This window comes from Thermus sediminis, assembly GCF_003426945.1.
GTDB lineage: Bacteria > Deinococcota > Deinococci > Deinococcales > Thermaceae > Thermus > Thermus sediminis.
Genome location: NZ_QURO01000004.1, coordinates 240176 through 263550, shown reverse-complemented (window position 1 = coordinate 263550; position 23375 = coordinate 240176). Strand labels below are relative to the sequence as shown.

Annotated in this window: 21 protein-coding genes and 1 pseudogene; 19 read left to right on the top strand and 3 right to left on the bottom strand. The window is 68.8% G+C overall.

The window, feature by feature from the left end; genetic code table 11:
• Positions 1–20 precede the first annotated feature (20 nt).
• Positions 21–1505 carry a 5-oxoprolinase subunit PxpB gene (gene pxpB, locus ATI37_RS02095; RefSeq protein ID WP_117236899.1) on the top strand — a complete coding sequence of 495 codons (1485 nt, stop codon included), beginning with the start codon at positions 21–23 and terminating at the stop codon, positions 1503–1505.
• Here pxpB and ATI37_RS02090 read toward each other — a convergent pair.
• Complete coding sequence (locus ATI37_RS02090; RefSeq protein WP_117236898.1) at positions 1492–3414, bottom strand: thioredoxin domain-containing protein; 1923 nt, start codon at positions 3412–3414, stop codon at positions 1492–1494. The genes pxpB and ATI37_RS02090 overlap by 14 nt on opposite strands.
• A 67-nt stretch (positions 3415–3481) precedes the next feature.
• Here ATI37_RS02090 and nadC point away from each other — a divergent pair, with 67 nt between their 5' ends.
• From nadC to nadB, 5 genes are read left to right on the top strand one after another with little or no spacing between them, the layout of a single operon-like run.
• Entirely contained in the window at positions 3482–4321 is an 840-nt protein-coding gene (gene nadC / locus ATI37_RS02085; protein ID WP_198665486.1) for a carboxylating nicotinate-nucleotide diphosphorylase, read from the top strand.
• A 25-nt stretch (positions 4322–4346) separates the two neighbouring features.
• Entirely contained in the window at positions 4347–4601 is a 255-nt protein-coding gene (locus ATI37_RS02080; RefSeq protein ID WP_117238484.1) for a ribbon-helix-helix domain-containing protein, read from the top strand.
• Positions 4576–4995 (top strand): type II toxin-antitoxin system VapC family toxin, encoded by a 420-nt coding sequence (locus ATI37_RS02075; protein WP_117236896.1) that lies wholly within the window; start codon positions 4576–4578, stop codon positions 4993–4995. The genes ATI37_RS02080 and ATI37_RS02075 overlap by 26 nt, the downstream gene beginning before the upstream one ends.
• Positions 4988–5911 (top strand): quinolinate synthase NadA, encoded by a 924-nt coding sequence (gene nadA / locus ATI37_RS02070; RefSeq protein ID WP_117236895.1) that lies wholly within the window; start codon positions 4988–4990, stop codon positions 5909–5911. Before ATI37_RS02075 ends, nadA begins: the two co-directional genes overlap by 8 nt.
• Positions 5911–7443, top strand: a complete 1533-nt coding sequence (gene nadB, locus ATI37_RS02065; RefSeq protein ID WP_117236894.1) for an L-aspartate oxidase — start codon at positions 5911–5913, stop codon at positions 7441–7443. The genes nadA and nadB overlap by 1 nt, the downstream gene beginning before the upstream one ends.
• On the opposite strand, the gene ATI37_RS02060 is transcribed toward nadB, so the two are convergent.
• Positions 7440–8642, bottom strand: coding sequence for a thiolase family protein (locus tag ATI37_RS02060; protein ID WP_117236893.1), 1203 nt, complete (start codon positions 8640–8642; stop codon positions 7440–7442). The two genes, nadB and ATI37_RS02060, sit on opposite strands and share 4 nt — an antisense overlap.
• A gap of 61 nt (positions 8643–8703) precedes the next feature.
• Positions 8704–10077, bottom strand: a complete 1374-nt coding sequence (locus ATI37_RS02055; protein ID WP_117236892.1) for a PucR family transcriptional regulator — start codon at positions 10075–10077, stop codon at positions 8704–8706.
• Between the two features lie 145 nt (positions 10078–10222).
• On the opposite strand from ATI37_RS02055, the gene hpaI reads away from it, so the two are divergent.
• The 13 genes and pseudogenes from hpaI to ATI37_RS01990 all read left to right on the top strand — a co-directional run bounded on the left by hpaI (position 10223) and on the right by ATI37_RS01990 (position 23023).
• On the top strand, positions 10223–11113 hold the full coding sequence (gene hpaI, locus ATI37_RS02050) for a 2,4-dihydroxyhept-2-ene-1,7-dioic acid aldolase (RefSeq protein ID WP_117238483.1): 891 nt from the start codon (positions 10223–10225) through the stop codon (positions 11111–11113).
• Positions 11110–11850, top strand: coding sequence for a fumarylacetoacetate hydrolase family protein (locus ATI37_RS02045; protein ID WP_117236891.1), 741 nt, complete (start codon positions 11110–11112; stop codon positions 11848–11850). The genes hpaI and ATI37_RS02045 overlap by 4 nt, the downstream gene beginning before the upstream one ends.
• A complete protein-coding gene (gene hpaE, locus ATI37_RS02040) occupies positions 11847–13400 on the top strand; it encodes a 5-carboxymethyl-2-hydroxymuconate semialdehyde dehydrogenase (RefSeq protein WP_117236890.1) in 1554 nt (517 codons plus the stop codon). Before ATI37_RS02045 ends, hpaE begins: the two co-directional genes overlap by 4 nt.
• A gap of 1 nt (position 13401) precedes the next feature.
• Positions 13402–14847: a 4-hydroxyphenylacetate 3-monooxygenase, oxygenase component gene (hpaB, locus tag ATI37_RS02035; RefSeq protein ID WP_117236889.1), complete on the top strand. Its 1446-nt coding sequence runs from the start codon at positions 13402–13404 to the stop codon at positions 14845–14847.
• Complete coding sequence (gene hpaC, locus ATI37_RS02030; protein ID WP_117236888.1) at positions 14844–15293, top strand: 4-hydroxyphenylacetate 3-monooxygenase reductase subunit; 450 nt, start codon at positions 14844–14846, stop codon at positions 15291–15293. The genes hpaB and hpaC overlap by 4 nt, the downstream gene beginning before the upstream one ends.
• Positions 15281–16237: a 3,4-dihydroxyphenylacetate 2,3-dioxygenase gene (gene hpaD, locus ATI37_RS02025; RefSeq protein WP_117236887.1), complete on the top strand. Its 957-nt coding sequence runs from the start codon at positions 15281–15283 to the stop codon at positions 16235–16237. The genes hpaC and hpaD overlap by 13 nt, the downstream gene beginning before the upstream one ends.
• A 93-nt stretch (positions 16238–16330) precedes the next feature.
• A complete protein-coding gene (locus tag ATI37_RS02020) occupies positions 16331–17503 on the top strand; it encodes an ABC transporter substrate-binding protein (RefSeq protein WP_117236886.1) in 1173 nt (390 codons plus the stop codon).
• 3 nt (positions 17504–17506) lie between these two features.
• Positions 17507–18483: pseudogene (locus tag ATI37_RS02015) on the top strand (branched-chain amino acid ABC transporter permease).
• Entirely contained in the window at positions 18483–20243 is a 1761-nt protein-coding gene (locus ATI37_RS02010) for a branched-chain amino acid ABC transporter ATP-binding protein/permease (protein WP_117236885.1), read from the top strand. The pseudogene ATI37_RS02015 and the gene ATI37_RS02010 overlap by 1 nt, the downstream one beginning before the upstream one ends.
• Entirely contained in the window at positions 20240–20971 is a 732-nt protein-coding gene (locus tag ATI37_RS02005; RefSeq protein WP_117236884.1) for an ABC transporter ATP-binding protein, read from the top strand. The genes ATI37_RS02010 and ATI37_RS02005 overlap by 4 nt, the downstream gene beginning before the upstream one ends.
• The gene (locus ATI37_RS02000) at positions 20968–21276 is read left to right on the top strand and encodes a hotdog domain-containing protein (RefSeq protein ID WP_408646635.1); all 309 of its coding nucleotides are present in this window, start codon (positions 20968–20970) and stop codon (positions 21274–21276) included. Before ATI37_RS02005 ends, ATI37_RS02000 begins: the two co-directional genes overlap by 4 nt.
• The gene (locus tag ATI37_RS01995; RefSeq protein ID WP_198665565.1) at positions 21263–22597 is read left to right on the top strand and encodes a phenylacetate--CoA ligase family protein; all 1335 of its coding nucleotides are present in this window, start codon (positions 21263–21265) and stop codon (positions 22595–22597) included. Before ATI37_RS02000 ends, ATI37_RS01995 begins: the two co-directional genes overlap by 14 nt.
• A gap of 3 nt (positions 22598–22600) precedes the next feature.
• Positions 22601–23023 (top strand): thioesterase family protein, encoded by a 423-nt coding sequence (locus ATI37_RS01990; protein ID WP_117236882.1) that lies wholly within the window; start codon positions 22601–22603, stop codon positions 23021–23023.
• Positions 23024–23375: the final 352 nt, after the last annotated feature.

Below are 23375 nucleotides of genomic sequence, written 5' to 3'. Positions count from 1 at the left end.
CCGGGCGGTAGAGTGAGGGGGTGCTGGAAGGAGTCTACCTGCGCTTCGGGGAGGGGCTTTCCGAAGAGGGGAGCCGGAGGGCCTTGGCCCTGGCTGGGGCCCTCTTGAAGAATCCCCCTCCCGGCCTCCTGGACGCGGTCCCCGCCTACAGCACCCTCTACCTGGAGTACGACCCCAGGCGGCTTCCCCGGGGGAGGCTTCTTCGCCTCCTCCAAGCCTTGTCCCTTGACGAGGTGGAGGAGGGGAGGGTGGTGGAGATCCCCGTGCGCTACGATGGGGAGGACCTCCTGGAGGTGGCTGCCCGGGCAGGCCTCTCCCCGGAGGTGGTGAAGGCCCTCCACGGGAAGCCCCTCTACCGGGTCTACGCCCTGGGCTTCACCCCGGGCTTCCCCTTCATGGCCCCGGTGGAGCCCCCCCTGCGCCTCCCCAGAAGGCCCCACCCCAGGCCAAAGGTGCCCGCCCACTGCGTGGCCGTGGCGGGGGTGCAGACGGGGATCTACCCCCTGCCCTCCCCAGGGGGGTGGAACCTCTTGGGGACTGCCCTCCTCGCGGTCTACGACCCTCACCGCGCGGAGCCCTTTCTCCTCCGCCCGGGGGACCGGGTCCGCTTCCAGGAGGCCGAGGGGCCCACGCCGGGGGAGCCCGCTCCCCTGGAACTCCTTCCCCAGGAGCCCAGGCTTCCCGCCATCCGGGTAGAGGAGCCCGGGCTTTTGGACCTCTTGGTGGACGGGGGGAGGTTCCTCATGGGCCGCTTCGGCCTGGCCCGCTCGGGGCCTTTAGACCCCTACTCCGCCCAGATGGCCAACCGCCTGGTGGGAAACCGCCCCGATGCCCCCCTTCTGGAGGTGAGCCTAAGGGGCCCCGTGCTCACCGCCCTCAGGCCCCTGGTGGCGGCCTTTGCCGGGTATGGGCTTTGGGTGGAGGTAGACGGGGCGGAGGTGCCGCCGGGGCTTAGCTTCCTTTGGCCCAAAGGCAAGGCCCTCCGCTTCCGCCCGGGGGGCCTTGGGGTGCGGGGGTACCTGGCGGTGGCGGGGGGCCTCGAGGCCACCCCCTTCCTGGGCTCCGCCTCCCCGGACCTGAGGGGGCGGATCGGGCGGCCCCTGAGGGCGGGGGACGTCCTGGGCCTAGGGGAGGAGCGTCCGGCCCGCCCCGGCCTGGCCTTTGCCCCAAGGCCCCTCCCCCAGGTCCTCACCCTCCGCCTCCTCCCCGGGCCCCAGTTCGGCCGGGAGGCCTTCCAGGCCCTTCTCCAGGGGCCTTTCCGGGTGGCGCGGGCCGACCGCATGGGCTTGGAGCTCCTGGGCCCCGAGGTCCCCGGGGGGGAGGGGCTTTCCGAGCCCACCCCCCTGGGCGGGGTGCAGGTGCCCCCGTCGGGAAGGCCTTTGGTCCTCCTGGCGGACAAGGGGAGCCTGGGGGGCTATGCCAAGCCCGCCCGGGTGGACCCCCGGGACCTCTGGCTCCTGGGCCAGGCCTGGCCCGGGGCCTGGGTGCGCTTCAGGGCGACCTGAGGGCCTCTAGAGCCTCTTCCAGGCTCCCCGTGGGCAGGCGGCAGGCCCCCCGGCGGCAGGGGTAGAGGAGGCCGGGCTCCTTGCCCTCGAGGGCGGGCAGGGCCCCCGCGGGCCCCAGGACGAGCTGGGTCAGGGGCAGGTACTGGGCCTGGACCTCCTGGAGGTGGGGGGAAGGAAAGGGGACAGCCAGCTCCGTTCCCTCCTTCAGGAGGCGGTGGACCAGGAGGAAGCCGGGAAAGGCCTCCGGGTGGCGGGCGAGGAAGTGGGCCTGGGCCTCCAGGAGGGCCCTGGCCTTCTCGTGGTACCGGGGGCCGAAAAGCCCCCCCAGCCGCCAAAGGGCCTCGGCCAGGGCGCTTTCCCCAGAGGGGAGGGCCCCCTCCTCCAGGGCCCTGGCGGGGAGGGGAAGGCCCGGCTCCTCCAGGAGGGCGAGGCCCGCCTCCAAAAGCCTCCTCGCCTCCTCCAGGTAGGGCCACTCCCCTGTGGCGGCGTAGAGCTCCAGGAGGGCCAAGGCGGCGAAGGCCTGGTCGGCCAGGTAGGCCTCCTCTCCCAGGCGGCCCTCCCGCCAGGCGTGGCGGAGAACGCCCCCCTTCCCCATCCTCTGGAGGAGGAAGTGGACCCCCCTTCGGGCCGCCTCCAGGTACCTCCCCTCCTGGAGGAGCCTTCCCGCCTCCGCCAGGGCCCTCACCGCCAGACTGGACCAGTCGGCCAGGACCTTGTCGTCCAGGGCCGGGGGCATCCGCCTCCGCCTGGCCTCCTGAAGCCTCCTCCGCACCCCTTCCCGCCAGGGGGCGAAGCCTTCCCCAAGCTCCCTCTGGAGGGCCTCCTCCCCCCAGGCGGTGAGGACGGAGCGGCCCAGGAGGTCCTCCCCTAGGGCGAAGTAGCGGCGGGCCAGGGGAAAGTCCTCCCCCAGGGCCCCTCTGAGCTCCCCCTCCGTCCAGGTGTAGTAAAGCCCCTCCTCCCCCTCGCTCTCCGCGTCCAGGGCGGTGAAGAACCCCCCTTCCCGATGCTGCATGGAAAGGAGCCAGTCCAGGGTCTCCCGGGCCACCCGGAGGAAAAGGGGGTCTTTCAGGACCCGGTGGGCCCCCAGGTAGACCCGGGCCAGGAGGGCGTTGTCGTAGAGCATCTTCTCAAAGTGGGGGAGGCGCCAGAGGCGGTCGGTGGCGTAGCGGTGGAACCCCCCGCCCACCTGGTCGTAGACCCCGCCCAGGGCCATGGCGGTGAAGGTCTTCCGGAGCATGGCCTTTGGGGCCTCCTCCCCCTGCCAGGCCCGGGCCAGGAGGTAGAGGAGGAGGGGCCCCTGGGGGAACTTGGGGGCGGGGAGGAAGCCCCCCCACTCGGGGTCAAAGGAGCGGAGAAGGGCTTCCAAGGCCCTATCCTCCACGTCCTGAGGAACCGGGCCCGGGGGTGGGCTCAGGCTTCGCCAAAGGGCCTTTGCGAGCCTTTCCGCCTCCTCCTTGAGGGCCTCCTGCTCCTCCCGCCAGGCCCTGGCCACGCCCAGGAGGACCCGCTTGAACCCGGGGAGGCCACCCCGGTCCTCCTTGGGGAAGTAGGTCCCCCCAAAGAAGGGCTTCCCCTCCGGGGTGAGGAAGAGGCTCATGGGCCAGCCCCCCTGGCCGGTGAGGCTCACCAGGGCCCGCATGTAGGCGGCGTCCACATCGGGAAGCTCCTCCCGGTCCACCTTGACGGGCACGAAGTGGGCGTTGAGGAGGGCGGCCACCCCCTCGTCCCGGAAGGACTCCCGGTGCATCACGTGGCACCAGTGGCAGGTGTGGTAGCCCACGGAGAGGAAGATGGGCTTGCCCTCCTCTTGGGCTTTCCGGAAGGCCTCCTCCCCGAAGGGGTGCCAGTCCACGGGGTCTTCTGCGTGGGCCAGGAGGTAGGGGCTCTTGGCGTCCTTGAGCCGGTTCATCCTCCAAGCCTACGCCACCTTGGCCTAGGCTTCTGTAAGAACAGGGGGGATAGGGTATAAGGGAAGCGTGGAGGGTTTTCCCCACCTGGACGAGGCCCTGAGGGCCTGGCTTCTGGAGGACCTGGGGCATGGGGACCTGACTACGGCCCTCCTCGTTCCCGAGGCCCTAAGGGGTGAGGCGGTCATCCTGGCCAAGGAGGAGGGGGTGGTGGCGGGTCTCCCCGTGGCCGGGCGGGTCTTCGCCCTCCTGGACCCAGGGGTGGCCTTCACCCCCCTTTTGCCCGAGGGGGGACGGGTGCACATGGGCCAGGAGGTGGCCCGGGTGGCGGGGCCCCTAAGGGGCATCCTCACCGGGGAGCGGCTTGCCCTGAACCTCCTCCAGCGGCTTTCCGGCATCGCCACCCTCACCCGGAGCTACGTGGAGGCGCTAAGGGGCACCAAGGCCCAGGTCCTGGACACCCGCAAGACCACCCCTGGCCTCAGGGCCCTGGAGAAGTACGCGGTGCGGGTGGGTGGAGGGAGAAACCACCGCTTTGGCCTCTTTGACGGGGTTCTCATCAAGGAGAACCACATCCGGGCGGCGGGCGGGGTAGGGGAGGCGGTGCGGCGGGCCAAGGCGGAGGCCCCCCACCACCTCAAGGTGGAGGTGGAGGTGAGGGACCTGGCCGAGCTGGAGGAGGCCCTGGAGGCGGGGGCGGACCTGATCCTCCTGGACAACTTCCCCCTGGAGGCCATCCGCGAGGCGGTGCGCCGGGTAGGGGGGCGGGTGCCTCTGGAGGCCAGCGGCAACATGACCCTGGAAAGGGCCAAGGAGGCGGCGGAGGCGGGGGTGGACTACGTGAGCGTGGGGGCCCTCACCCACTCCGCCAAGGCCTTGGACCTCTCCCTCCTGGTGGTCAAACCATGATGGCATGATGTGCTACCATGATGGCATGGTGCGGACCCAGGTCCAACTCCCGGAGGACCAGTTGGTGCGTCTGAGGGCCAAGGCCCTGGAGGAGGGGGTCTCCTTGGCGGAGCTGGTCCGCCGGGCGGTGGAGCGCTACCTATTGGAGGAGGAGAACGGCGGCTATGAGGAGCGGGCGAGACGGGCCCTAGAGGCGGTGGGCCGCTTCGCCTCAGGGGCCAAGGACGTGAGCGAGGCCCATGACCAATACCTAGATGAGGCCTTCCGCAGCCTTCGTTGACACCTCGGCCCTCTACGCCCTCCTGGACCGGGACGATGCCCACCACCAGGAGGCCGCTCAGGCCTTTGCGGAGCTCCTCAGGCGTAGAATCCCCCTTCACACCCACGCCTACGTGGTGGTGGAAAGCCTGGCCTTGGTGCAGAGACGGCTGGGAATGGAGGCGGCCAGGGTCCTGGTCCACGACCTCCTGGGGGTGGTGCGGGTGGCCCCGGTGGACGGGGAGTTGCACCAGGCGGCCCTCACCGCCACCCTGGCTTCGGGGAGGCGGGACGTGAGCCTGGTGGACTGGACCAGCTTCCTCTTCATGCGGCGGAGGGAGATGGAAAGGGCCTTCGCCTACGACGCCCACTTTTGGGAGCAAGGCTTCCAGCCTGTCCAAGAAAACCATGGATAAGGAAACCCTGACCCAGGCGGTTCTGGAACTCAAGGAAAAGCGCAAGGCGGTCATCCTGGCCCACTCCTACCAGCTCCCCGAGGTGCAGGAGGTGGCGGATTTCGTGGGGGACTCCCTAAGCCTCGCCCGGGAAGCCCAGCGCACCCAGGCCGAGGTCATCGTCTTCTGCGGGGTCCACTTCATGGCGGAGACCGCCGCCATCCTGAACCCCGAAAAGACCGTCCTCCTCCCGGACCTCGAGGCGGGCTGCTCCCTGGCGGACAGCATCCGCCCCGAGGACATCCTGGAGTGGAAAAGGGCCCACCCCGACGGGATCGTGGTGGCCTACGTGAACACCAGGGCCGAGGTGAAGGCCCTGGCCGACGTGTGCGTCACCAGCGCCAACGCCGTGGAAGTGGTCTCCCGCCTCCCCCAGGACCGGCCCATCTACTTTGTCCCCGACATGTTCCTGGGGGCCCACGTGGCCCGGGTTACCGGAAGGAAAATGGACTTGTTCCCGGGAGAGTGCCACGTGCACGCGGGGATCCGGGAGGAGCATCTTCTGGCCCTCCTGGAGGCCCACCCCGAGGCGGAGTTCCTCATCCACCCCGAGTGCGGTTGCGGCTCGGGCTGCCTCTACCTGAAGCCCGATGCCAAGATGCTTTCCACCGAGGGGATGGTGCGCCACGCCAAGGCCTCGGAAAAGGAGGCCTTCGTGGTGGCCACCGAGGTGGGCATTCTCCACCGCCTGAGGAAGGAGGCCCCGGGAAAGGCCTTTTTCCCGGTGAAGCCCGATGCGGTCTGCGAGTACATGAAGCGGATTACCCTGGAGAAGGTCTACCACTCCCTCCGGGACCTGAAGCACGTGGTCCAGGTGCCCGAGGAGGTGGCGAAGCGGGCGAGGCGGGCCCTTCTCGGCATGGTGGCCGTGGGCTGATGGAGCACCTGGAGACCGACCTCCTCATCCTGGGAGCGGGGGTGGCCGGGGTTTACGGGGCCCTGGCGGCGGAGGCCAGAGGAGCCCGGGTTCTCCTCCTCAGCAAGGACTCCCTGCCCTCGGGCGCTACCCCCTGGGCCCAGGGCGGGGTGGCCTTCCCTCTGGACGAGGCCGACCTCGAGGCCCACCTCCAGGACACCCTCCGGGCGGGGCGGGGCCTGGTGGAAGAGAAGGTGGCCCGCTCCATCCTGGAGGAGGCCCCCCGCCACCTGGAGCGCCTCCTTTCCATGGGCCTTCCCTTCCATGCCGAGCCCACCCGGGAAGGGGGGCATAGCCGCCCCCGGGTCCGCCACCTGGGCGGGGACCGCTCGGGCCTCCTCCTCCTAAAGGGCCTCCTCGCCCGCCTGCGAAGCCCGGTTCTGGAGGGCTATCAGGCGGTGAGCCTCCTCCTTTCCGGGGGACGGGTGGCGGGGGCCTGGGTCCTCTCCCCTAAGGGCCCCCTCCTGGTGCGCTCCGGGGCGGTCCTCCTGGCCACGGGGGGCTTGGGGCGGCTTTTCCCCGTGACCACCAACCCCAGGGGGGCCACGGGGGACGGGATGGCCTTGGCGTGGCGGGCGGGGGCCACCTTAAGGGACCTGGAGTTCGTCCAGTTCCACCCCACGGCCCTGCCCGATGGTTCCCTCATCAGCGAGGCCTGCCGGGGGGAGGGGGCAGTCCTCCTGAACGCCAGAGGGGAGCGCTTCATGCCCCGGTACGACCCCCAAGGGGAGCTTGCCCCCCGGGACGTGGTGGCCCGGGCGGTGCACCGGGAAAGGGAACGGACTGGCGGGGTGTATCTGGACCTGAGGCCCATCCCTAACCTGAGGGAACGCTTCCCCACGGTGGCGGCCTCCGCCCTGGCCCTGGGGCTGGACCCCTTCCGTGAACCCCTCCCTGTGGCCCCCGCCGCCCACTACGCCATGGGTGGGGTTAAGACGGACCTCTTGGGCTTCACCGGGGTGCCGGGGCTCTACGCCGCCGGGGAGGTGGCCTCCACGGGCTTCCACGGGGCCAACCGCCTGGCCTCCAATAGCCTCCTGGAGGGCCTGGTCATGGGGGAGCGGGCCGCGTTGGCGGCCTTGGAGGACCTAAGTACCCCACCGCGGCTTTCGCCGCAGTGGGGGCCCCTAAAAGGCCTTCCCAAAGGGGCCGAGCCCCTTCCCGCCCTTAGCCTGGACCCGGGCCTTCTCCCTTCTCTCAGGGAGGCCATGGGCCAGGAGGCGGGGGTGGTGCGGCGGGGGGAGGGGCTTGGGCGGGCCCTGGCCCTGGCCGAGGAGCTTCCCCTAGAGGAGCGCCCTCCTAAGGAGGTGGGGCGGGAGGAGGTGGAGGCAGGAAGTCTCCTCCTCCTGGCCCGCTTCCTCCTCCAGATGGCCCTCCTCCGGCGGGAAAGCCGGGGGGCCCACTTCCGGGAGGACTTCCCTGGGGAAGGGGAGGAGGCCTATCACCTCGAGGCCCAGGGCCAGGAGGTGCGCCGGGTGCCCCGCCTGGGCTAAAGCCCCTCCACCACCAGGGCGATCCCCTGCCCCACCCCGATGCACATGGCGGCCAGGCCGAACTGGACCCCTCTTCGCCGCATCTCGTGGACCAGGGTGGTGAGGATCCGGGCCCCCGAGGTCCCCAGGGGGTGGCCCAGGGCGATGGCCCCGCCGTTGGGGTTTAGGCGGGGATCCTCCGGGTCCAGGCCCCACTCCCGGAGGACGGCGAGAGCCTGTGCGGCGAAGGCCTCGTTGAGCTCGATGAGGCCGAGGTCCTTTAGGCTTAGCCCCGCCCTTGCTAGGGCCTTCTGGGTGGCGGGCACCGGGCCGATGCCCATGATCCGGGGGGGCACCCCGGCCACGGCCATGCTCCGGATCCGGGCCATGGGCCTGAGGCCGTGGGCCTTGGCGTAGGCGTCGGAGACCAGGAGCACCGCCGCCGCCCCGTCGTTGAGGGGGCTGCTGTTCCCCGCGGTCACCGTCCCCCCCTCCCGGAACACCGGCCTTAGGGCGGCGAGCCTTTCCAAGGAGGTGTCCCGCCTGGGCCCTTCGTCCACCTCCACCCGGGCCTCCTCCTTGCCCCGCTTCACGGGCACGGGGACCACCTCGTCCAAGAAGCGCCCTTCCTCCCAGGCCCGCACCGCCTTCCGGTGGGAGAGGAGGGCGAAGCGGTCCTGCGCCTCCCTGGAGATCCCGTACATCTCCGCCAGGTTCTCCGCCGTCTCCCCCATGCTCTCCGTGCCGTAGAGGGCTTGCATCCGGGGGTTAATGAAGCGCCAGCCCAGGGTGGTGTCGTACATGACCAGGTTCCCCGTGGGGAAGCCCCGCTCCGGCTTGGGGAGGGCGTAGGGGGCCCGGGACATGGACTCCACCCCGCTCCCCACGTAGACCTGCCCCTCCCCGGCCCAGATGGCCCGGGCCGCCTGGGCGATGGCCTCTAACCCCGAGCCGCAAAGCCGGTTCACCGTGCACCCCGCCACCTCCACGGGGAAGCCTGCCAGGAGGAGGGCCATGCGGGCCACGTTGCGGTTGTCCTCCCCCGCCTGGTTGGCGCAGCCGGCGTAGACGTCCTCCACCTCCTCCTTGGGGACCCCGGAGCGCTCCATGAGGGCCGCAAGGGCGTGGGCCAGGAGGTCGTCGGGGCGCACGGAGGAGAGGGCCCCGCCGTGCTTGCCGATGGGGGTTCTCACCGCTTCCACGATCCAGGCTTCGGGCATACTGCTTCCCTACCCTTCGGTCGGTACCAGGCTAGGGCCCCCCAGGGCCCCCGTCAAGGCCCTAGCCCAGGAGGAGCTCCCGGGCCCTCAGGGCCAGGTGCACCCGGGCCAGGGTCTCGGGACGGGAGAGGGGTCCCAGGACCGCCTCCATGCGCCTCAGGCGGTAACGCAGGGTGTTGGGGTGGATGTGGAGCCTTCTGGCCGCCTCCTCCAGGCTTTCCGAGTCCAGGTAGGCCTCGAGGGTCCTTAAGAGCTTCTGGGGCAGGGGCAGGTAGCGCTCCACCAAGGCCTTCAGGTCCTCGGGGGACTGCTGCAGGAGGACGAAGGCCACGGGGTCCAGCCCGGTAAAGGAAAGGGCCTCCCCGGGTCTGGCGGCCTTCAGGGCGATCAGGGCCTCCCGGTAGGCCTCCTGCACCTCGCCTTTGGCGTGCACCGCCGAGTAGCCCAGGCGGCTTCCCGGGGGAAGGGCAGCGAGGAGGTTTTCCGCCTCCTTCTTGGGGCTATGGACCTGCCACATGGCCACCAGGCGGTTCCCCCGCACCCCGAGGAGGTAGGGGACCCCTAGGCGGTCCAGGTAGGCCCCGGATAGGCGCCTTAGCTCCAGGGTGGCCTCCCGCCGCCTCTCCTCCGCTAGGCGGTGCCGCCCCGGCACCGCAGGGGGCTCCACCAGGGCTAAGACCCACTCCACCCCCTCGGTAAAGCCGAAGGCGAAGAGGCGCTCAGGCTCCGCCTCCCCCAGGACCAGGGCCAGGAGGAGGGCTTCCCCTAAGGACTCCTCCTGCATCCTCTCCAGGCTCTTCTCCAGGGCCCTGACCCTTAGGAGGCGGGCCGCTACCTCCAGTAGCCCCCGGGCTCCGCGGAGCCTTTCCTCCTCCCCGTAGACCACCAGCACCCCTTCCCCCGCCTCGAGGGCCAGGTACCCCTTACCCTCCCCAGGGGTCTTGGGGTGTGTTGGAGGCACAGGCCCGGCGAAGCCCAGCACCTCCCCCCAGGGGGCCACCCGGGCCAGGGCCAGGCCCGTGGCCTGGTGGAGGACCTCTAGAAGGGGCCTTTCCGGGAGCTTGAGGAGGAGGTCCAAAAGCCCCGAAAGGGCCATCCCCGGCCCCAGGGCGAAAAGCCTTAGGGTAAGGGCCCTTTCCAGCTCCTCCCGCCTGAGCCAGGGGGGGTAGAGGGCGAGGCCTAAGCCCTCCTGCTCGGCGAAGGCCTTGACCTCGGGATCGGGCTCGGGGAGGAGGAAGCCCGAGGCGGTGCGGTGGCGGAAGAGACTGCCTTCCGGGCGGAAGAGGAGGAGGGCCCCCTCCTGGGGTAGGAGGGGCTTGGGCTCGGGGAGGAGGTAGAGGACGGGCCTTTCCGAGGGAACCAGGACCCTGAGGCCCAGGTCCCGCATGAGGTGGGTGAAGCCAATGGCGTTTTCGCCAAAGTTAGTCGGGTACATAGGACAAAAACACGATATCGCACCCCCGAGCGGGCTATAAAGGGTCTGTTTTTATTGGAGCTAACAAGTTTCTTTGCTTATTTAGGGCAAAAAACAATTGCCCTTCTTCCCGGCCCCCCGCATGCTGGGGGGTAAAAGGAGCCTCATGTTCCGCGGGTCCATCCCACCCCTCATCACCCCTTTCCGACGGGGCCAGGTTGACGAAGGGGCCCTGAGGCGGCTTGTGGAGCGGGTCATCCAGGGGGGCTCCCATGGGATCAGCGTGGGGGGCACCACCGGGGAGCCCGGTACCCAGACCCTGGAGGAGAGGAAGCGGGTGATCCGCATCGCCGTGGAGGAGGCGGCGGGCCGGGTTCCCGTCCTGGCGGGCACGGGGTCCTTGCGCCTGGAGGAGACCTTGGAGCTCACCCGCTACGCCAAGGAGGTGGGGGCAGACGGGGCCATGGTCATCGTCCCCTACTACGTGAAGCCCAACCAGGAGGGGCTTTACCGTTACTTCGCCGAGGTGGCCCGGGCGGTCCCCGATTTCCCCCTCGTCCTCTACAACATCCCAGGCCGCAGCGGGGTGGAGATCGCCCCCAAGACCGTGGCCCGCCTCCGGCGGGACTTCTCCCAGATCGTGGGCCTCAAGCACTCCTCCAAGGACCTGGAGTACGTCTCCCACCTCCTCATGGAGGCGGGGAGGGACTTTTCCGTGTTCTGCGGCCTGGAGAGCCTCACCTTGCCCATGATGGCCCTTGGGGCGGTGGGTACCATCGCCGCCACGGCCAACTGGCTTCCCAAGGAGGTGGCCCTCCTCTGCGAGAGGGCCCTCGCCGGGGACTACGGGGGGGCGAGGGAGGTGCACTTTTACCTCCTCGAGGCCAACGAGGCCATCTTCTGGGACACGAACCCCATCCCCCTCAAAACCGTCCTCTCCTGGATGGGCCTTTGCGAGAAGGAGTGGCGCCTGCCCCTTGCCCCCACCACCCCCGAGGTGGAGGAGAGGCTAAGGCGCATGGCGGAGCGCTACGGCCTCCTAGGGGGTGAGGCGTGAAGATCTGCCGCTTTTTCCACAAGGGCCGGGTCCACCAGGGGGTCTATCGGGACGGCCTCCTCCTGGACGAGGCGGGGGAGGCCCACGATCCCGGGGCCGTCACCTGGCTCCTCCCCTTCACCCCGGGGAAGGTCCTGGGCGTGGCCCTGAACTACGCCGACCACGCCGAGGAGCTGGGCCTCGCCCGCCCCGAGGAGCCCGCCCTCTTCTGGAAGCCCAGTACCAGTCTCCTCCCCCACCAGGGCACCGTCCTCTACCCCAAGGGGGCGGAGTTCGTCCACCCTGAGGTGGAGCTTGCGGTGGTGGTGGGCCGCCCCATGAAGCGGGTGAGGGAGAAGGAGGCCCTGGACTATGTCCTGGGCTACACCATCGCCAACGACCTGGTGGCCCGGGACTTTGTGAGGGACACCTTCCGCCCCCCCATAAGGGCCAAGGGCCGGGACACCTTCCTACCCCTAGGGCCCTTTTTGGTGGTGGAGGAGGTGGAAGACCCCCAGGACCTGTGGCTTCGGGCCTACGTGAATGGGGAACTGCGCCAGGAGGGGCACACCTCGAGGATGCTCTTTAGCGTCTCAGAGCTCCTCGCCTTCATCTCGGAGTTCATGACCCTAGAGCCTTTGGACGTCCTCCTCACCGGCACCCCCAAGGGGGTGAGCCGGGTCCGGCCGGGGGACGTGATGCGCCTGGAGATCGAGGGCCTGGGAGCCCTGGAAAACCCCATAGAGGTGGAGGCATGAGGTACGCGGACCAGGTGGCGGGGATTCCCTGGGAGAAGATAGAGGAAGTCCGGAAAAAACTGGGGGAGCGGCCCGCCCTCCACTTCGTCGCCGGGGAGTTCCTCCCCTCGGAGAGCGGGGAGACCTTCCCCTCCCTGGACCCGGCCACGAACGAGGTCCTGGGAGAGGCGGCGAGGGGCCAGGCGGGGGAGGTGGACCGGGCGGCCCGGGCGGCCCTCGAGGCCTTCCCCCGCTGGAGCCGCACCCGGGCCAAGGAGAGGAAGCGCTACCTCCAGAGGATCGCCGAGCTCATGGAGGAGCACGCCGACGAGCTTGCGGTCATGGAGTGCCTGGATGCGGGGCAGGTCCTAAGGATCGTCCGGGCCCAGGTGGCCCGGGCGGCGGAGAACTTCGCCTTCTACGCCGAGTACGCCGAGCACGCCATGGAGGACCGCACCTACCCCGTGGACCGGGACTGGCTCTACTACACCCTCCGGGTTCCCGCGGGCCCCGTGGGCATCATCACCCCTTGGAACGCCCCCCTCATGCTCTCCACCTGGCGCATCGCCCCCGCCTTGGCCTTCGGGAACACCGTGGTCCTGAAGCCCGCGGAGTGGAGCCCCTTCACCGCCACGAAGCTTGCGGAGATCCTCCAGGAGGCGGACCTGCCCCCCGGGGTCTTCAACCTGGTCCAGGGCCTGGGCGAGGAGGCGGGGGCCGCTCTGGTGGCCCACCCCTCCGTGCCCCTCATCACCCTCACCGGGGAGACGGAGACGGGAAAGGTCGTCATGCGCAACGCCGCCAGCCACCTGAAGCGGCTTTCCCTGGAACTGGGTGGCAAAAGCCCCGCCTTGGTCTTCGCCGACGCCGATCTGGAGAGGGCCCTGGACGCCGTGGTCTTCCAGATCTACTCCTTCAACGGGGAAAGGTGCACGGCGAGCTCCAGGCTTCTGGTGGAGGAGCCCATCTTTGAGGAGTTCGTGGCCCGGGTGGCGGAGAGGGCCCAGGCCATCCGGGTGGGCCACCCCCTGGACCCGGAGGCCGAGGTGGGGCCCCTGATCCACCCCGAGCACCTCCATCGGGTCCTGGGCTACATAGAGGCGGGGAAGGAGGAAGGGGCGAGGCTCTTGGTGGGCGGGGAGCGGGCCCTCACCTCCTTTAGGGGGGAGGACCTCTCCCGGGGGAACTACCTCCTGCCCACCCTCTTCGTGGGGGAGAACCACATGAGGATCGCCCAGGAGGAGATCTTTGGCCCCGTCCTGGTGGCCATCCCCTTCAAGGACGAGGAGGATGCCCTCAGGAAGGCCAACGACACCCGCTATGGCCTCGCCGCCTACATCTTCACCCGGGACCTGGAGCGGGGCCACCGCCTGGCCCTGGAGCTTCAGGCGGGGATGGTCTACCTCAACAGCCACAACGTGCGCCACCTCCCCACCCCCTTCGGCGGGGTGAAGGGGAGCGGGGACCGGCGGGAAGGAGGGTACTACGCCCTGGACTTCTACACGGACCTGAAGAGCGTGGGCCTCCCCTTGAGGCCCCCCCACGTGCCCAAGTTCGGCCAAGGAGGTTAGTATGGCGAGGACGGGAGCGGAGTACATAGAGGCCCTAAGGACGCGCCCCCCCAACCTCTGGTACCGGGGGGAGAAGGTGGAAGACCCCACGGTCCACCCGGTCTTCCGGGGGATCGTGCGCACCATGGCCGCCCTTTACGACCTGCAGCACGACCCCCGCCACCGGGAGGCCCTCACCTACGAGGAGGAGGGGCGGCGGCACGGGATGAGCTTCCTCATCCCCAAGACCAAGGAGGACCTGAGGCGGCGGGGCAGGGCCTACAAGCTCTGGGCCGACCAGCACCTGGGGATGATGGGCCGAAGCCCCGACTACCTCAACGCCGTGGTCATGGCCTACGCCGCCAGCGCCGACTACTTCGGGGAGTTCGCCGACAACGTGCGGAGCTACTACCGGTACCTCCGGGACGGCGACCTGGCCACCACCCACGCCCTCACCAACCCCCAGGTGAACCGGGCCAAGCCCCCCTCGGCCCAGCCCGACCCCTACATCCCCGTGGGGGTGGTGCGTCAGACGGAAAAGGGGATCGTGGTCCGGGGGGCGCGGATGACGGCCACCTTTCCCCTGGCGGACGAGGTGCTCATCTTCCCTTCCACCCTCCTCCAGGCGGGAAGCGAGCGGTACGCCCTGGCTTTCGCCCTGCCCACCTCCACCCCGGGCCTCCACTTCGTCTGCCGGGAAGGCCTGGTGGGGGGGGATAGCCCCTTTGACCACCCCCTCAGTAGCCGCCTCGAGGAGATGGACTGCCTGGTGGTCTTCGACGACGTCCTGGTCCCCTGGGAGCGGGTCTTCATCCTGGGCAACGTGGAGCTCTGCAACCGCGTCTACGCCGCCACCGGGGCCCTGAACCACATGGCCCACCAGGTGGTGGCCCTGAAGACCGCTAAGACGGAGGCCTTCCTGGGGGTGGCAGCTCTGATGGCCGAAGGGATCGGGGCCGACGCCTACGGCCACGTCCAGGAGAAGATCGCCGAGATCATCGTCTACCTGGAGGCCATGCGGGCCTTCTGGACCCGGGCGGAGGAGGAGGCCAAGGAGAACGCCTACGGCCTCTTGGTCCCGGACCGCGCGGCCCTGGACGGGGCCCGGAACCTCTACCCAAGGCTTTATCCCCGCCTAAGGGAGATCCTGGAGCAGATCGGGGCCAGTGGCCTCATCACCCTGCCCTCGGAGAGGGACTTCAAGGGGCCCTTGGCTCCCCTCCTGGAGAAGTACCTCCAGGGGGCGACCCTGGAGGCCAAGGAGCGGGTGGCCCTCTTCCGCCTGGCCTGGGACATGACCCTCTCGGGCTTCGGGGCGAGGCAGGAACTCTACGAGCGCTTCTTCTTCGGGGACCCGGTGCGCATGTACCAGACCCTCTACAGCGTCTACGACAAGGAGCCCTACAAGGCCCGGATCCGGGAGTTCCTGAAGGGGTCCCTAAGGGCCTTTGAGGAGGTGGCGGTGTGAAGGAGGCCTTCAAGGAGGCCATGAGCCGCTTCGCCGCCGGGGTCACCGTGGTCTCCGCCCGCTTTGGCGAGGAGGAGCGGGGCATGACGGCCACCGCCTTCATGTCCTTAAGCCTCGAGCCCCCCTTGGTGGCCCTAGGGATCTGGGAGGGGGCCAAGGTCCTCCCCCTCCTGGAGAGGAGCGGGGCCTTTACGGTAAGCCTCCTCCGGGAGGGGCAGGAGCCGGTTTCCCAGCACTTCGCCGGCAGGCCCCAGGAGGGGGTCTCCCTGGTGGAGGGGGCCGTGCCCGGGGCCCTGGCGGTGCTCCGCTGCCGCCTTCAGGCCCTCCACCCCGGGGGGGACCACCGCCTGGTGGTGGGCCGGGTGGAGGAGGTGGCCCTGGGGGAGGCCGGCCCCCCCTTGGTCTACTTCGCCAGGGGCTACAGGAGGTTGGTATGGCCATCGTGAGGGTGGGGTTCTTGGAGCTTTGGGTGAGGGATTTGGAGCGGAGCTTGGAGTTTTACCAAGGGCTTCTGGGCCTCCGCCTAGAGAGGCGGGAGGGCCACGTGGCCTACCTCCGGGGTTACGAGGAGCTGGAGTGGAGCCTGAAGCTTACCCAGGCTCCCTTCCCCGCGGTGCGCGCCTTGGGCTTCAAGGTGGACTCCGAGGGCTTGGAGCAGGGCCTGGCCTGGGCTCGGCAGGAAGGGCTTCCCCACCGGCTGGAGTCCGACTGGGGCAGGCCTGAGATCCTCCGCCTCCAGGACCCCTTCGGCTACCCCCTGGCCTTCTACTTCCGGGCGGAGAAGCTTCCCCGGGTGCTCCAGAACTACCACGAGTACCGGGGGCCCGGCCTCCTCCGCCTGGACCACCTCAACGTCTTCTCCCCGGAGGTGGCGAAGGCCACCCGCTACTACCAGGAGGCCCTGGGCTTCCGCCTCAGCGAGTACACCGAGGACGAGGAGGGGAGGCTTTGGGCGAGCTGGCTCCACCGCAAGGGCAACGTCCACGACATCGCCTTCACCAACGGGGAGGGCCCTAGGCTCCACCACTTCGCCTACTGGCTCCCTGACGCCATGGCCATCCTCCGGGCAGCGGACATCCTGGCGGGGGCCATGCGCACGGACCAGATTGAGCGGGGCCCCGGGCGGCACGGGATCTCCAACGCCATGTTCCTCTACCTAAGGGACCCGGACGGCCACCGCGTGGAGCTCTACACCTCCGACTACCTCACCGTGGACCCCGACCACCCCCCCTTGCGCTGGTCCCTCAGCGACCCCCGGCGCCAGACCCTCTGGGGGCACCGCACCCCGAGGAGCTGGTTCCTAGAGGGGAGCCCCTTCCTGGACCTGGAAGGGAGGCCTATCCCTACGCGGGCCTCTGGCCTGGAGGGCATCCCCGAGCACGTCATCTAGGCCCTTGACGGGACAAAGGTCCCCTCCTATGCTGTAAGCAAACGTTAGTTAGGCCCAACTGGGCGTACGCCCGTGGGAAAAAGGGGGTGCGAGATGAAGCGTTGGCTGGTAGCAGGTCTTTTCCTGGCCCTTTCGGCTCTGGCCCAAGGGGCCATCAAGGTGGGGGTGGTGGTCTCGGCCACGGGCCCTGCCGCCTCCTTGGGCATCCCCGAGCGGAACACCATGCTCCTCATCCAGGAGATCCTGGACCGCACGGGGGGCGTGGCGGGGAGGAGGGTGCAGTTCGTTATCCTGGACGACGCCTCCGACACCACCCAGGCGGTGCGGAACACCAGGCGCTTGGTGGAGGAGGGCGTGGTGGCCATCATCGGCACCACCACCACCCCGGCTTCCTTGGGCATGATCCCTGTGGTGGCCGAGGCTAGGGTGCCCAAGATCTCCCTGGCCGCCAGCAAGGACATCATCCACCCCGTGGACGCCCAGCGCCTCTGGGTCTTCAAGACCCCCCAGACGGAGGAGCTCATGGCCCAGGCCATCGTGGCCGACATGGTGGCCAGAGGGGTGAGGACCGTGGGCTACATCGGCTTCAACGACGCCTACGGGGAGGGCTGGGCCCGCTTCTTTGAGGCCGAGGCCAGGGCTAGGGGCCTCCAGGTGGTGGTGAGCGAGCGCTACGCCCGCACGGACACCAGCGTCACCGGCCAGGTGCTGCGCATCCTTGCCCGGAGGCCGGATGCGGTTCTCATTGGGGCCAGCGGTACCCCCGCCGTGCTTCCCCAACGCACCCTGAGGGAAAGGGGCTACGGGGGGCTCATCTACCAGACCCACGGGGTGGCCAACCCCGACTTCCTCCGGGTGGGGGGCAAGGACGTGGAGGGCACCCTGCTCCCCGCGGGGCCCATCCTGGTGGCTGAGCAGCTCCCCGAAGGCTTCCCCTCCAAGCGGGTGGCCCTGGACTACATCCAGCGCTACGAGGCCCGCTTCGGGATCGGCTCCTACTCCACCTTCGGGGCCCACGCCTTGGACGCCTGGCTCATCCTTCGCCCTGCCCTGGAACGGGCCTTGAGGAGGGCCGACCCTGACAGGGACTTGGCCGCCTTCCGCGCCGTTCTCCGGGACGAGATCGAGGCCACCAGGGGCCTGGTGGCCACCCACGGGATTTTCACCTTCAGCCGGGAGGACCACCTGGGCCTCCGCTTTGAGGACAGCGCGGTAATGGTGCAGGTGGAGAACGGCCGCTGGAAGCTTATCCGTACCTTCCGCTAGGCCATGGACGCCACCATCCTCGGCTTTCTCCTCCTGGACGCCCTGCAGAACGGGGTGATCTATGGCCTCCTGGCCCTGGCCCTGGTCCTGGTCTTCGCGGTGACCCGGGTGATCCTGGTGCCCATCGGGGACCTTCTCATGTTTGCCCCTCTCTCCCTGGTGTGGCTCCAGTCCGGGAGCCTCCCCGGTACCCTCTGGCTGGCCTTGGCCCTGGGGCTTCTCTGGGCCGTGCTTTCCCGGGGGCGGGGGCGCTTCTGCCCCTTTCCCTCGGGGCTCTCCTTCTTTTCCTCTTCCTCTTGGCCCTGCAGGTGCCCCTTCTGGCCTACCCCGTCAGCGCCCTGCTGGTGGTCTACCTTGGGGTGGCCACCTACCGGGTCTTCTTCCAGCCCATGCGGGAGGCCACGGTTCTGGCCTACCTGATCATGGCCGTGGGGCTCCATGTGGCCTACCAGGGCCTGGGCCTCGTCTTCTTTGGGCCCGAGCAGTACCGTCCCGCTCCTCTCCTCGTGGGGGAGGTGTTGGTGGGGCTTTCCTGGCAGGGGGTCCTGGTCCTCCTCTTCGCCGGGGTCTCGGTGCTTGGCCTTTACCTATTCTTCCGCCTCTCCCTGTTCGGCAAGGCCCTCCTGGCAGCGGCGCAGAACCGGCTTGGGGCTAGGCTTTCCGGGATCCGTCCGGAGGAGGCGGGGATGGTGGCCTTCGCCATCGCCAGCTTTTTGGCAGCGGTCTCGGGGCTCCTCCTTGCCCCCCTCATCAACGCTGCCTACTTCATGGGCTTCATGCTGGGCCTGAAGGGCTTCGTGGCCGCCATCCTGGGGGGCTTGGTGAGCTATCCGGCGGCCTTTCTGGCGGCGCTTTTGGTGGGCCTCTTTGAGAGCTTCACCAGCTTCTATGCCAGCGCCTACAAGGAGGCTCTGGTGTTTCTCCTCCTGGTGCCGGCCCTCTTCTTCCAGAGCCTCAGGGCTCGCGCGGTGGAGGAGTGATGCGTTACCTCTGGTTTCTACTCCTCCTTCTGCCCTTGGTCCTTTCCCCCTTCCCCTTCTACCTGACCCTCCTGAACTTCTTCGCCCTCTCCGCCCTGGTGGCCCTTTCCCTCTATGTGCTGACGGGCCTTGGGGGGATGACCAGCTTCGCCCAAGCGGCCTTCATGGGCATGGGGGCCTATGCCACCGCCCTCCTCACGGTGAAGGGAGGGTTTTCCCCCTGGCTTGGCCTCTTGCTGGGCCTCCTTCTCTCCCTCCTCCTGGCCCTGATCCTGGGGGGGCTCACGGTGCGGCTCAAGGGGCACTTCCTCCCCCTTTCCACCATCGCCTGGCAGGTGGCCCTTTTCATCTTGGCTGGGAACCTGGTGGGGCTCACCGGGGGGCATACGGGCCTCAGCGGCCTGCCACCCTTGGTGCTCTTCGGCCTCCCCCTGGACAGCACCTTCCGCTACGCCTTTTTGGGGCTTTTCCTCCTCGTCCTCTTCGTCCTGTTCCTTTACAACTTGCGCGAAAGCCGCCTGGGAAGGGCCCTTTTGGCCCTACGGGGGGACGCCTTGGCCGCGGCCAGCTTCGGGGTGGATCCGGCGAGCCTGAGGCTAAAGGCCTTCCTCCTCTCCGGCTTCATGGCGGGGCTTGCGGGCTTCCTCTACGCCCACTTCCTCAGGTTCGTCAACCCCACCCCCTTCTCCCTGGAGGCCTCCATCAAGTACCTGGTGATGGCCGTGGCCGGGGGGGTGGGGTACATTCCTGGGGTGCTTTTGGGGGCGGCCTTGTTCACCGGTTTGGAGGACTGGCTAAAGGACCTCCTTCCCCTCTTCCTGGGGCGGCAGGGGAACTACGAAACCATCGCCTACGGCCTCATCCTGGCCGCCATCCTCATCCTGGCCCCCAGGGGCCTGTGGCCTCTCTTGGAGCGGTTCCTCCCTAGGAGGGAGGGTCGCCTACCCCGCGGGGAGGCCCTGCCCCTGAGGCCGCCTTCGGGAAGGCGGGGGGAGGTGCTCTTGGAGGTGGAGGGTTTGAAGAAGGCCTTTGGTGGGCTTCTGGCCGTGAACGGGGTTTCCTTTGAGCTCAGGCGGGGGGAGATCCTGGCCCTCATCGGCCCCAACGGGGCGGGGAAGACCACGGTCTTCAACCTGGTCACCGGGGCCATGCCACCGGATGCTGGGCGGGTCCTCCTCTTCGGGCGGGAGATCACCGGCCTTCCGCCCTACCGCATCCACCCCCTGGGCCTCGGGCGCACCTTCCAGCACCCCCACCTTTTCCCGCAGCTCACGGTGTTAGAGAACGTGGCCCTGGGCACCTACGCCCGTACCCGGGCGGGGTTTCTCCGGGTCCTTCTAGGCCTCCACCGCAAGGAGGAGGAGAGGGCCCTCGCCACCGCTTACCAAGCCCTCGGGCGGGTAGGGCTGGAGGCCCTAGCCCTGGAGCGGGCGGAGAGGCTTCCCGCGGGCCAGCAGCGGCTCTTGGAGATCGCCCGGGTCCTGGCCTCGAGGGCGGAGGTGCTCCTCCTGGATGAGCCGGGTGCGGGCCTCCGGGCGGGGGAGAAGCGGGAGCTTGCCCACCTCCTCAGGTCCTTGGCCCACGAGGGGTACACCATCCTCATCGTGGACCACGACATGGACCTGATCATGGGCCTGGCGGACCGGGTGGTGGTGATGAACTACGGGGAGAAGATCGCCGAGGGCACGCCCAAGGAGGTGCAACGGGACCCCCTGGTGCGGGCGGCCTACCTGGGGGAAGTGGAGGGGGAGGCGGCATGAGCCTCTTGCAGGTGCAAGACCTCTCAGTGCGGTACGGGCCCTTGGAGGCGGTGCGCGGCGTTTCCTTCGCCCTAGGGGAGGGGGAGGCCTTGGCGGTGATCGGTCCCAACGGGGCGGGGAAGACCAGCCTGCTTCGGGGGCTTTTGGGCCTGGCCCGGGCCGAAGGACGGGTCCTTTTGTGGGGAAGGGAGGTGGCATCCCGAAGCCCGGAGGGCCTCCTGGCCCAGGGGGTGGTCCTGGTACCCGAGGGCAGGGCCCTCTTCCCTGGGCTTTCCGTGGAGGACAACCTGCTCCTTGGGGGGTTTACCCGCTTCCGCAAGGGGCAGGACCTGGGGCCAGACCTGGATCGGGTCTACACCCTTTTCCCCCGGCTTCGGGAGAGGCGGCGGCAGGCTGCGGGCACGCTTTCCGGCGGGGAGCAGCAGATGCTGGCCATAGGGCGGGCCCTCATGGCCAGGCCGAGGGTGCTGCTTTTGGACGAGCCTTCCTTGGGGCTTGCGCCCTTGCTGGTGCGGGAGATCTATCGTACCCTGGGCGAATTGAAGCGCGAGGGGGCCACGCTTCTTCTGGTGGAGCAAAACGCCAAGGTGGCCCTCTCCCTGGCGGACCGGGGCTTGGTGATGGAGGCGGGGGAGATGGCCCTTGCCGGTCCGGCGGCCGACCTGCGCCGGGACCCCAGGGTGGTGGAGGCCTACCTGGGCACAGCCAGGGAGGTGGAGGAGGGGTGAGGGGTCCCCTTATGGAGACCCTGGGCCACGGCACCGTCCACGGGGGCTTTCCCTATGCCCTGATGGATAGCGCCTTCGCCTTGTCCAGCAACTCCTGGGGCAGGGCCGTGGCCCCCTCTTGCCGCATGGGCTACTTTTGCCCCCTCTTCCCGGGAGCCAAGGGGGAGCCCTGGGCCGAGGAGGCGAACCTCTCCCGGTGCACGGCCACCTACCAGGTGGGGGTGGTTTCCGAAGGCAGGAAGGTGGACCTCTTCACGGACACCGTGTTCCGTTTGGGAGGTGAGAAGGATGATGTACCAGCCTGAGCTGGAAAGGCTGCCTCGGGAGAAGCTTAGGGTCCTTCAGGAGGAGAGGCTGCGCCACATCGTGGGCTATGTCCACCAACGGGTGCCCTTTTACCGCAGGCTTTTGGACGAGGCAGGGGTGGACCGCGAAGGGGTGCGGGGCCTCGAGGACCTCCCCAGGCTCCCCTTCACCAAAAAGGACCACCTGCGGGAGAACTACCCCTTTGGCCTCTTCGCCGTGCCCCGGGAGGAGGTGGCCCGGATCCACGCGTCTAGCGGCACCACGGGCAAACCCACGGTCGTGGGCTATACCAAGGGCGACCTCAGGGTCTTTGCCGAAGTGGTGGCCCGCTCCTTAGCGGCGGCGGGCGCTAGACCAGGGATGATGCTCCACAACGCCTACGGCTACGGCCTCTTCACCGGCGGCCTTGGCCTCCACGGAGGCGCCGAGGCCCTGGGGATGGCCGTGGTGCCCGTTTCCGGAGGGATGACCGAGCGCCAGATCCTGCTCATCCAGGACCTCCGTCCCGAGGTACTCTCCTGCACCCCCTCCTACGCCCAGACCTTGGCTGAGGAGTTCAGGAAGCGGGGGGTTTCCCCGGAGGAGCTTTCCCTGGAGTACGCCGTCCTGGGGGCCGAGCCCTGGACCGAGGCCATAAGGAAGCAGGTGGACGAGGGCCTTGGGGTGAGGAGCACCAACATCTACGGGCTTTCCGAGATCATCGGCCCCGGGGTTTCCAACGAGTGCGTGGAGGAGAGGCAGGGAAGCCACATCTGGGAGGATCACTTCCTCCCCGAGGTGGTGGACCCGGACACAGGGGAGCCCCTTCCCGAGGGCAAGGTGGGGGTCCTGGTCCTCACCACCCTCACCAAGGAGGCCATGCCCCTCCTCCGCTACTGGACCGGGGACCTCACCTTCCTCAACTACGAGCCCTGCTCCTGCGGCCGCACCCACGTGCGCATGGGCCCCATCCTGGGCCGCACCGACGACATGCTCATCATCCGCGGGGTCAACGTCTACCCCACCCAGGTGGAGGCGGTGCTCCTAGGGGTTCCCGAGGTGGTGCCCTACTACCAGATCGTGGTGCGCCGCGAGGGCACCCTGGACGAGGCCGAGCTCAGGGTGGAGGTGGCGGAGGGCTTCTTCCGGGAGATCGGGGAGAAGGCCCTCTCCGACGAGGTCATAGAGGCGGACCACCGCCTGCACGCCCTCAGGGAGAAGGTGGCCCACAAGATCAAGGACACCATCGGGGTGGGCATGAGGGTTACGCTCCTGGCCCCGGGCCAGGCCCCCAGGAGCGAGGGCGGGAAACTTAGACGGGTCCTGGACCTGAGGAAGTAGGCCATGCGCCCCATTCCCATCGGCTATCAGGCGGTCTTTGAGACCGTGGTCACCGAGGAGATGACCGTGGACTTTGAGGAACTGGGTCGGGTGCACCCCGTCTACGCCACCTACTGGATGGCCAAGCACATGGAGCTGGCGGGGCGGAAGATCATCCTACCCTTCCTGGAGGAGGGGGAGGAGGGCATCGGGAGCTACGTGGAGGTGCGGCACCTGGCCTCGGCCCTCCCGGGGATGCGGGTAAGGGTGGTGGCCCGCCATGAGAGGACCGAGGCCAACCGGGTCCACGCCACCATGGAGGTCTATAACGAGCTCGGCGACCTCATTGGCCGGGGCCGGACCGAGCAGGTGATTCTGCCCAAGGCCAAGGTGGGGGCCTTGTTTGCCCGTTTGGAAGAGAGGTGGCGGGCTTACCGGGAGGGTTAGGTGGAGATCAAAAGCGCAAGCGTTTTAAATCGTGAATGTAATCACTAAAGACCCTCCACTAAAGGCCCTCGAGCCCCGGCCGCAACACCGCAAAACTCCCCGAGCACAAACAAAGGCCTAGCCATCGTTGAAGCCCATCCCTTCCCAGAAGGCCCTGGCCCAGAAGGGGCGAACTGGTCCGACAACAACAGCCTAGGGGTGGTGAAGGTGCAGGCCATGGGTGCAGCCTTACAACGCCCTGGCCCAAGGCCCGCAGGGTATGCTGGTCCTTGGGGTACTTTCCCTTCTCTGGGCCGGTGACCTTTTGAGATAGGGAACCCCTGCGGCAAATGGCCTTCGCGTCCGCAATGGC

Excerpts from the sequence above, each read along its gene's own strand:
- ATI37_RS02090 (WP_117236898.1), bottom strand. The coding sequence starts at position 3,414 with ATGAACCGGCTCAAGGACGCCAAGAGCCCCTACCTCCTGGCCCACGCA.
- ATI37_RS02080 (WP_117238484.1), top strand. The coding sequence starts at position 4,347 with ATGGTGCGGACCCAGGTCCAACTCCCGGAGGACCAGTTGGTGCGTCTG.
- ATI37_RS02075 (WP_117236896.1), top strand. The coding sequence starts at position 4,576 with ATGAGGCCTTCCGCAGCCTTCGTTGACACCTCGGCCCTCTACGCCCTC.
- nadA (WP_117236895.1), top strand. The coding sequence starts at position 4,988 with ATGGATAAGGAAACCCTGACCCAGGCGGTTCTGGAACTCAAGGAAAAG.
- nadB (WP_117236894.1), top strand. The coding sequence starts at position 5,911 with ATGGAGCACCTGGAGACCGACCTCCTCATCCTGGGAGCGGGGGTGGCC.
- ATI37_RS02060 (WP_117236893.1), bottom strand. The coding sequence starts at position 8,642 with ATGCCCGAAGCCTGGATCGTGGAAGCGGTGAGAACCCCCATCGGCAAG.
- ATI37_RS02055 (WP_117236892.1), bottom strand. The coding sequence starts at position 10,077 with ATGTACCCGACTAACTTTGGCGAAAACGCCATTGGCTTCACCCACCTC.
- hpaI (WP_117238483.1), top strand. The coding sequence starts at position 10,223 with ATGTTCCGCGGGTCCATCCCACCCCTCATCACCCCTTTCCGACGGGGC.
- hpaE (WP_117236890.1), top strand. The coding sequence starts at position 11,847 with ATGAGGTACGCGGACCAGGTGGCGGGGATTCCCTGGGAGAAGATAGAG.
- hpaB (WP_117236889.1), top strand. The coding sequence starts at position 13,402 with ATGGCGAGGACGGGAGCGGAGTACATAGAGGCCCTAAGGACGCGCCCC.
- hpaD (WP_117236887.1), top strand. The coding sequence starts at position 15,281 with ATGGCCATCGTGAGGGTGGGGTTCTTGGAGCTTTGGGTGAGGGATTTG.
- ATI37_RS02020 (WP_117236886.1), top strand. The coding sequence starts at position 16,331 with ATGAAGCGTTGGCTGGTAGCAGGTCTTTTCCTGGCCCTTTCGGCTCTG.
- ATI37_RS02010 (WP_117236885.1), top strand. The coding sequence starts at position 18,483 with ATGCGTTACCTCTGGTTTCTACTCCTCCTTCTGCCCTTGGTCCTTTCC.
- ATI37_RS02005 (WP_117236884.1), top strand. The coding sequence starts at position 20,240 with ATGAGCCTCTTGCAGGTGCAAGACCTCTCAGTGCGGTACGGGCCCTTG.
- ATI37_RS01995 (WP_198665565.1), top strand. The coding sequence starts at position 21,263 with ATGTACCAGCCTGAGCTGGAAAGGCTGCCTCGGGAGAAGCTTAGGGTC.
- ATI37_RS01990 (WP_117236882.1), top strand. The coding sequence starts at position 22,601 with ATGCGCCCCATTCCCATCGGCTATCAGGCGGTCTTTGAGACCGTGGTC.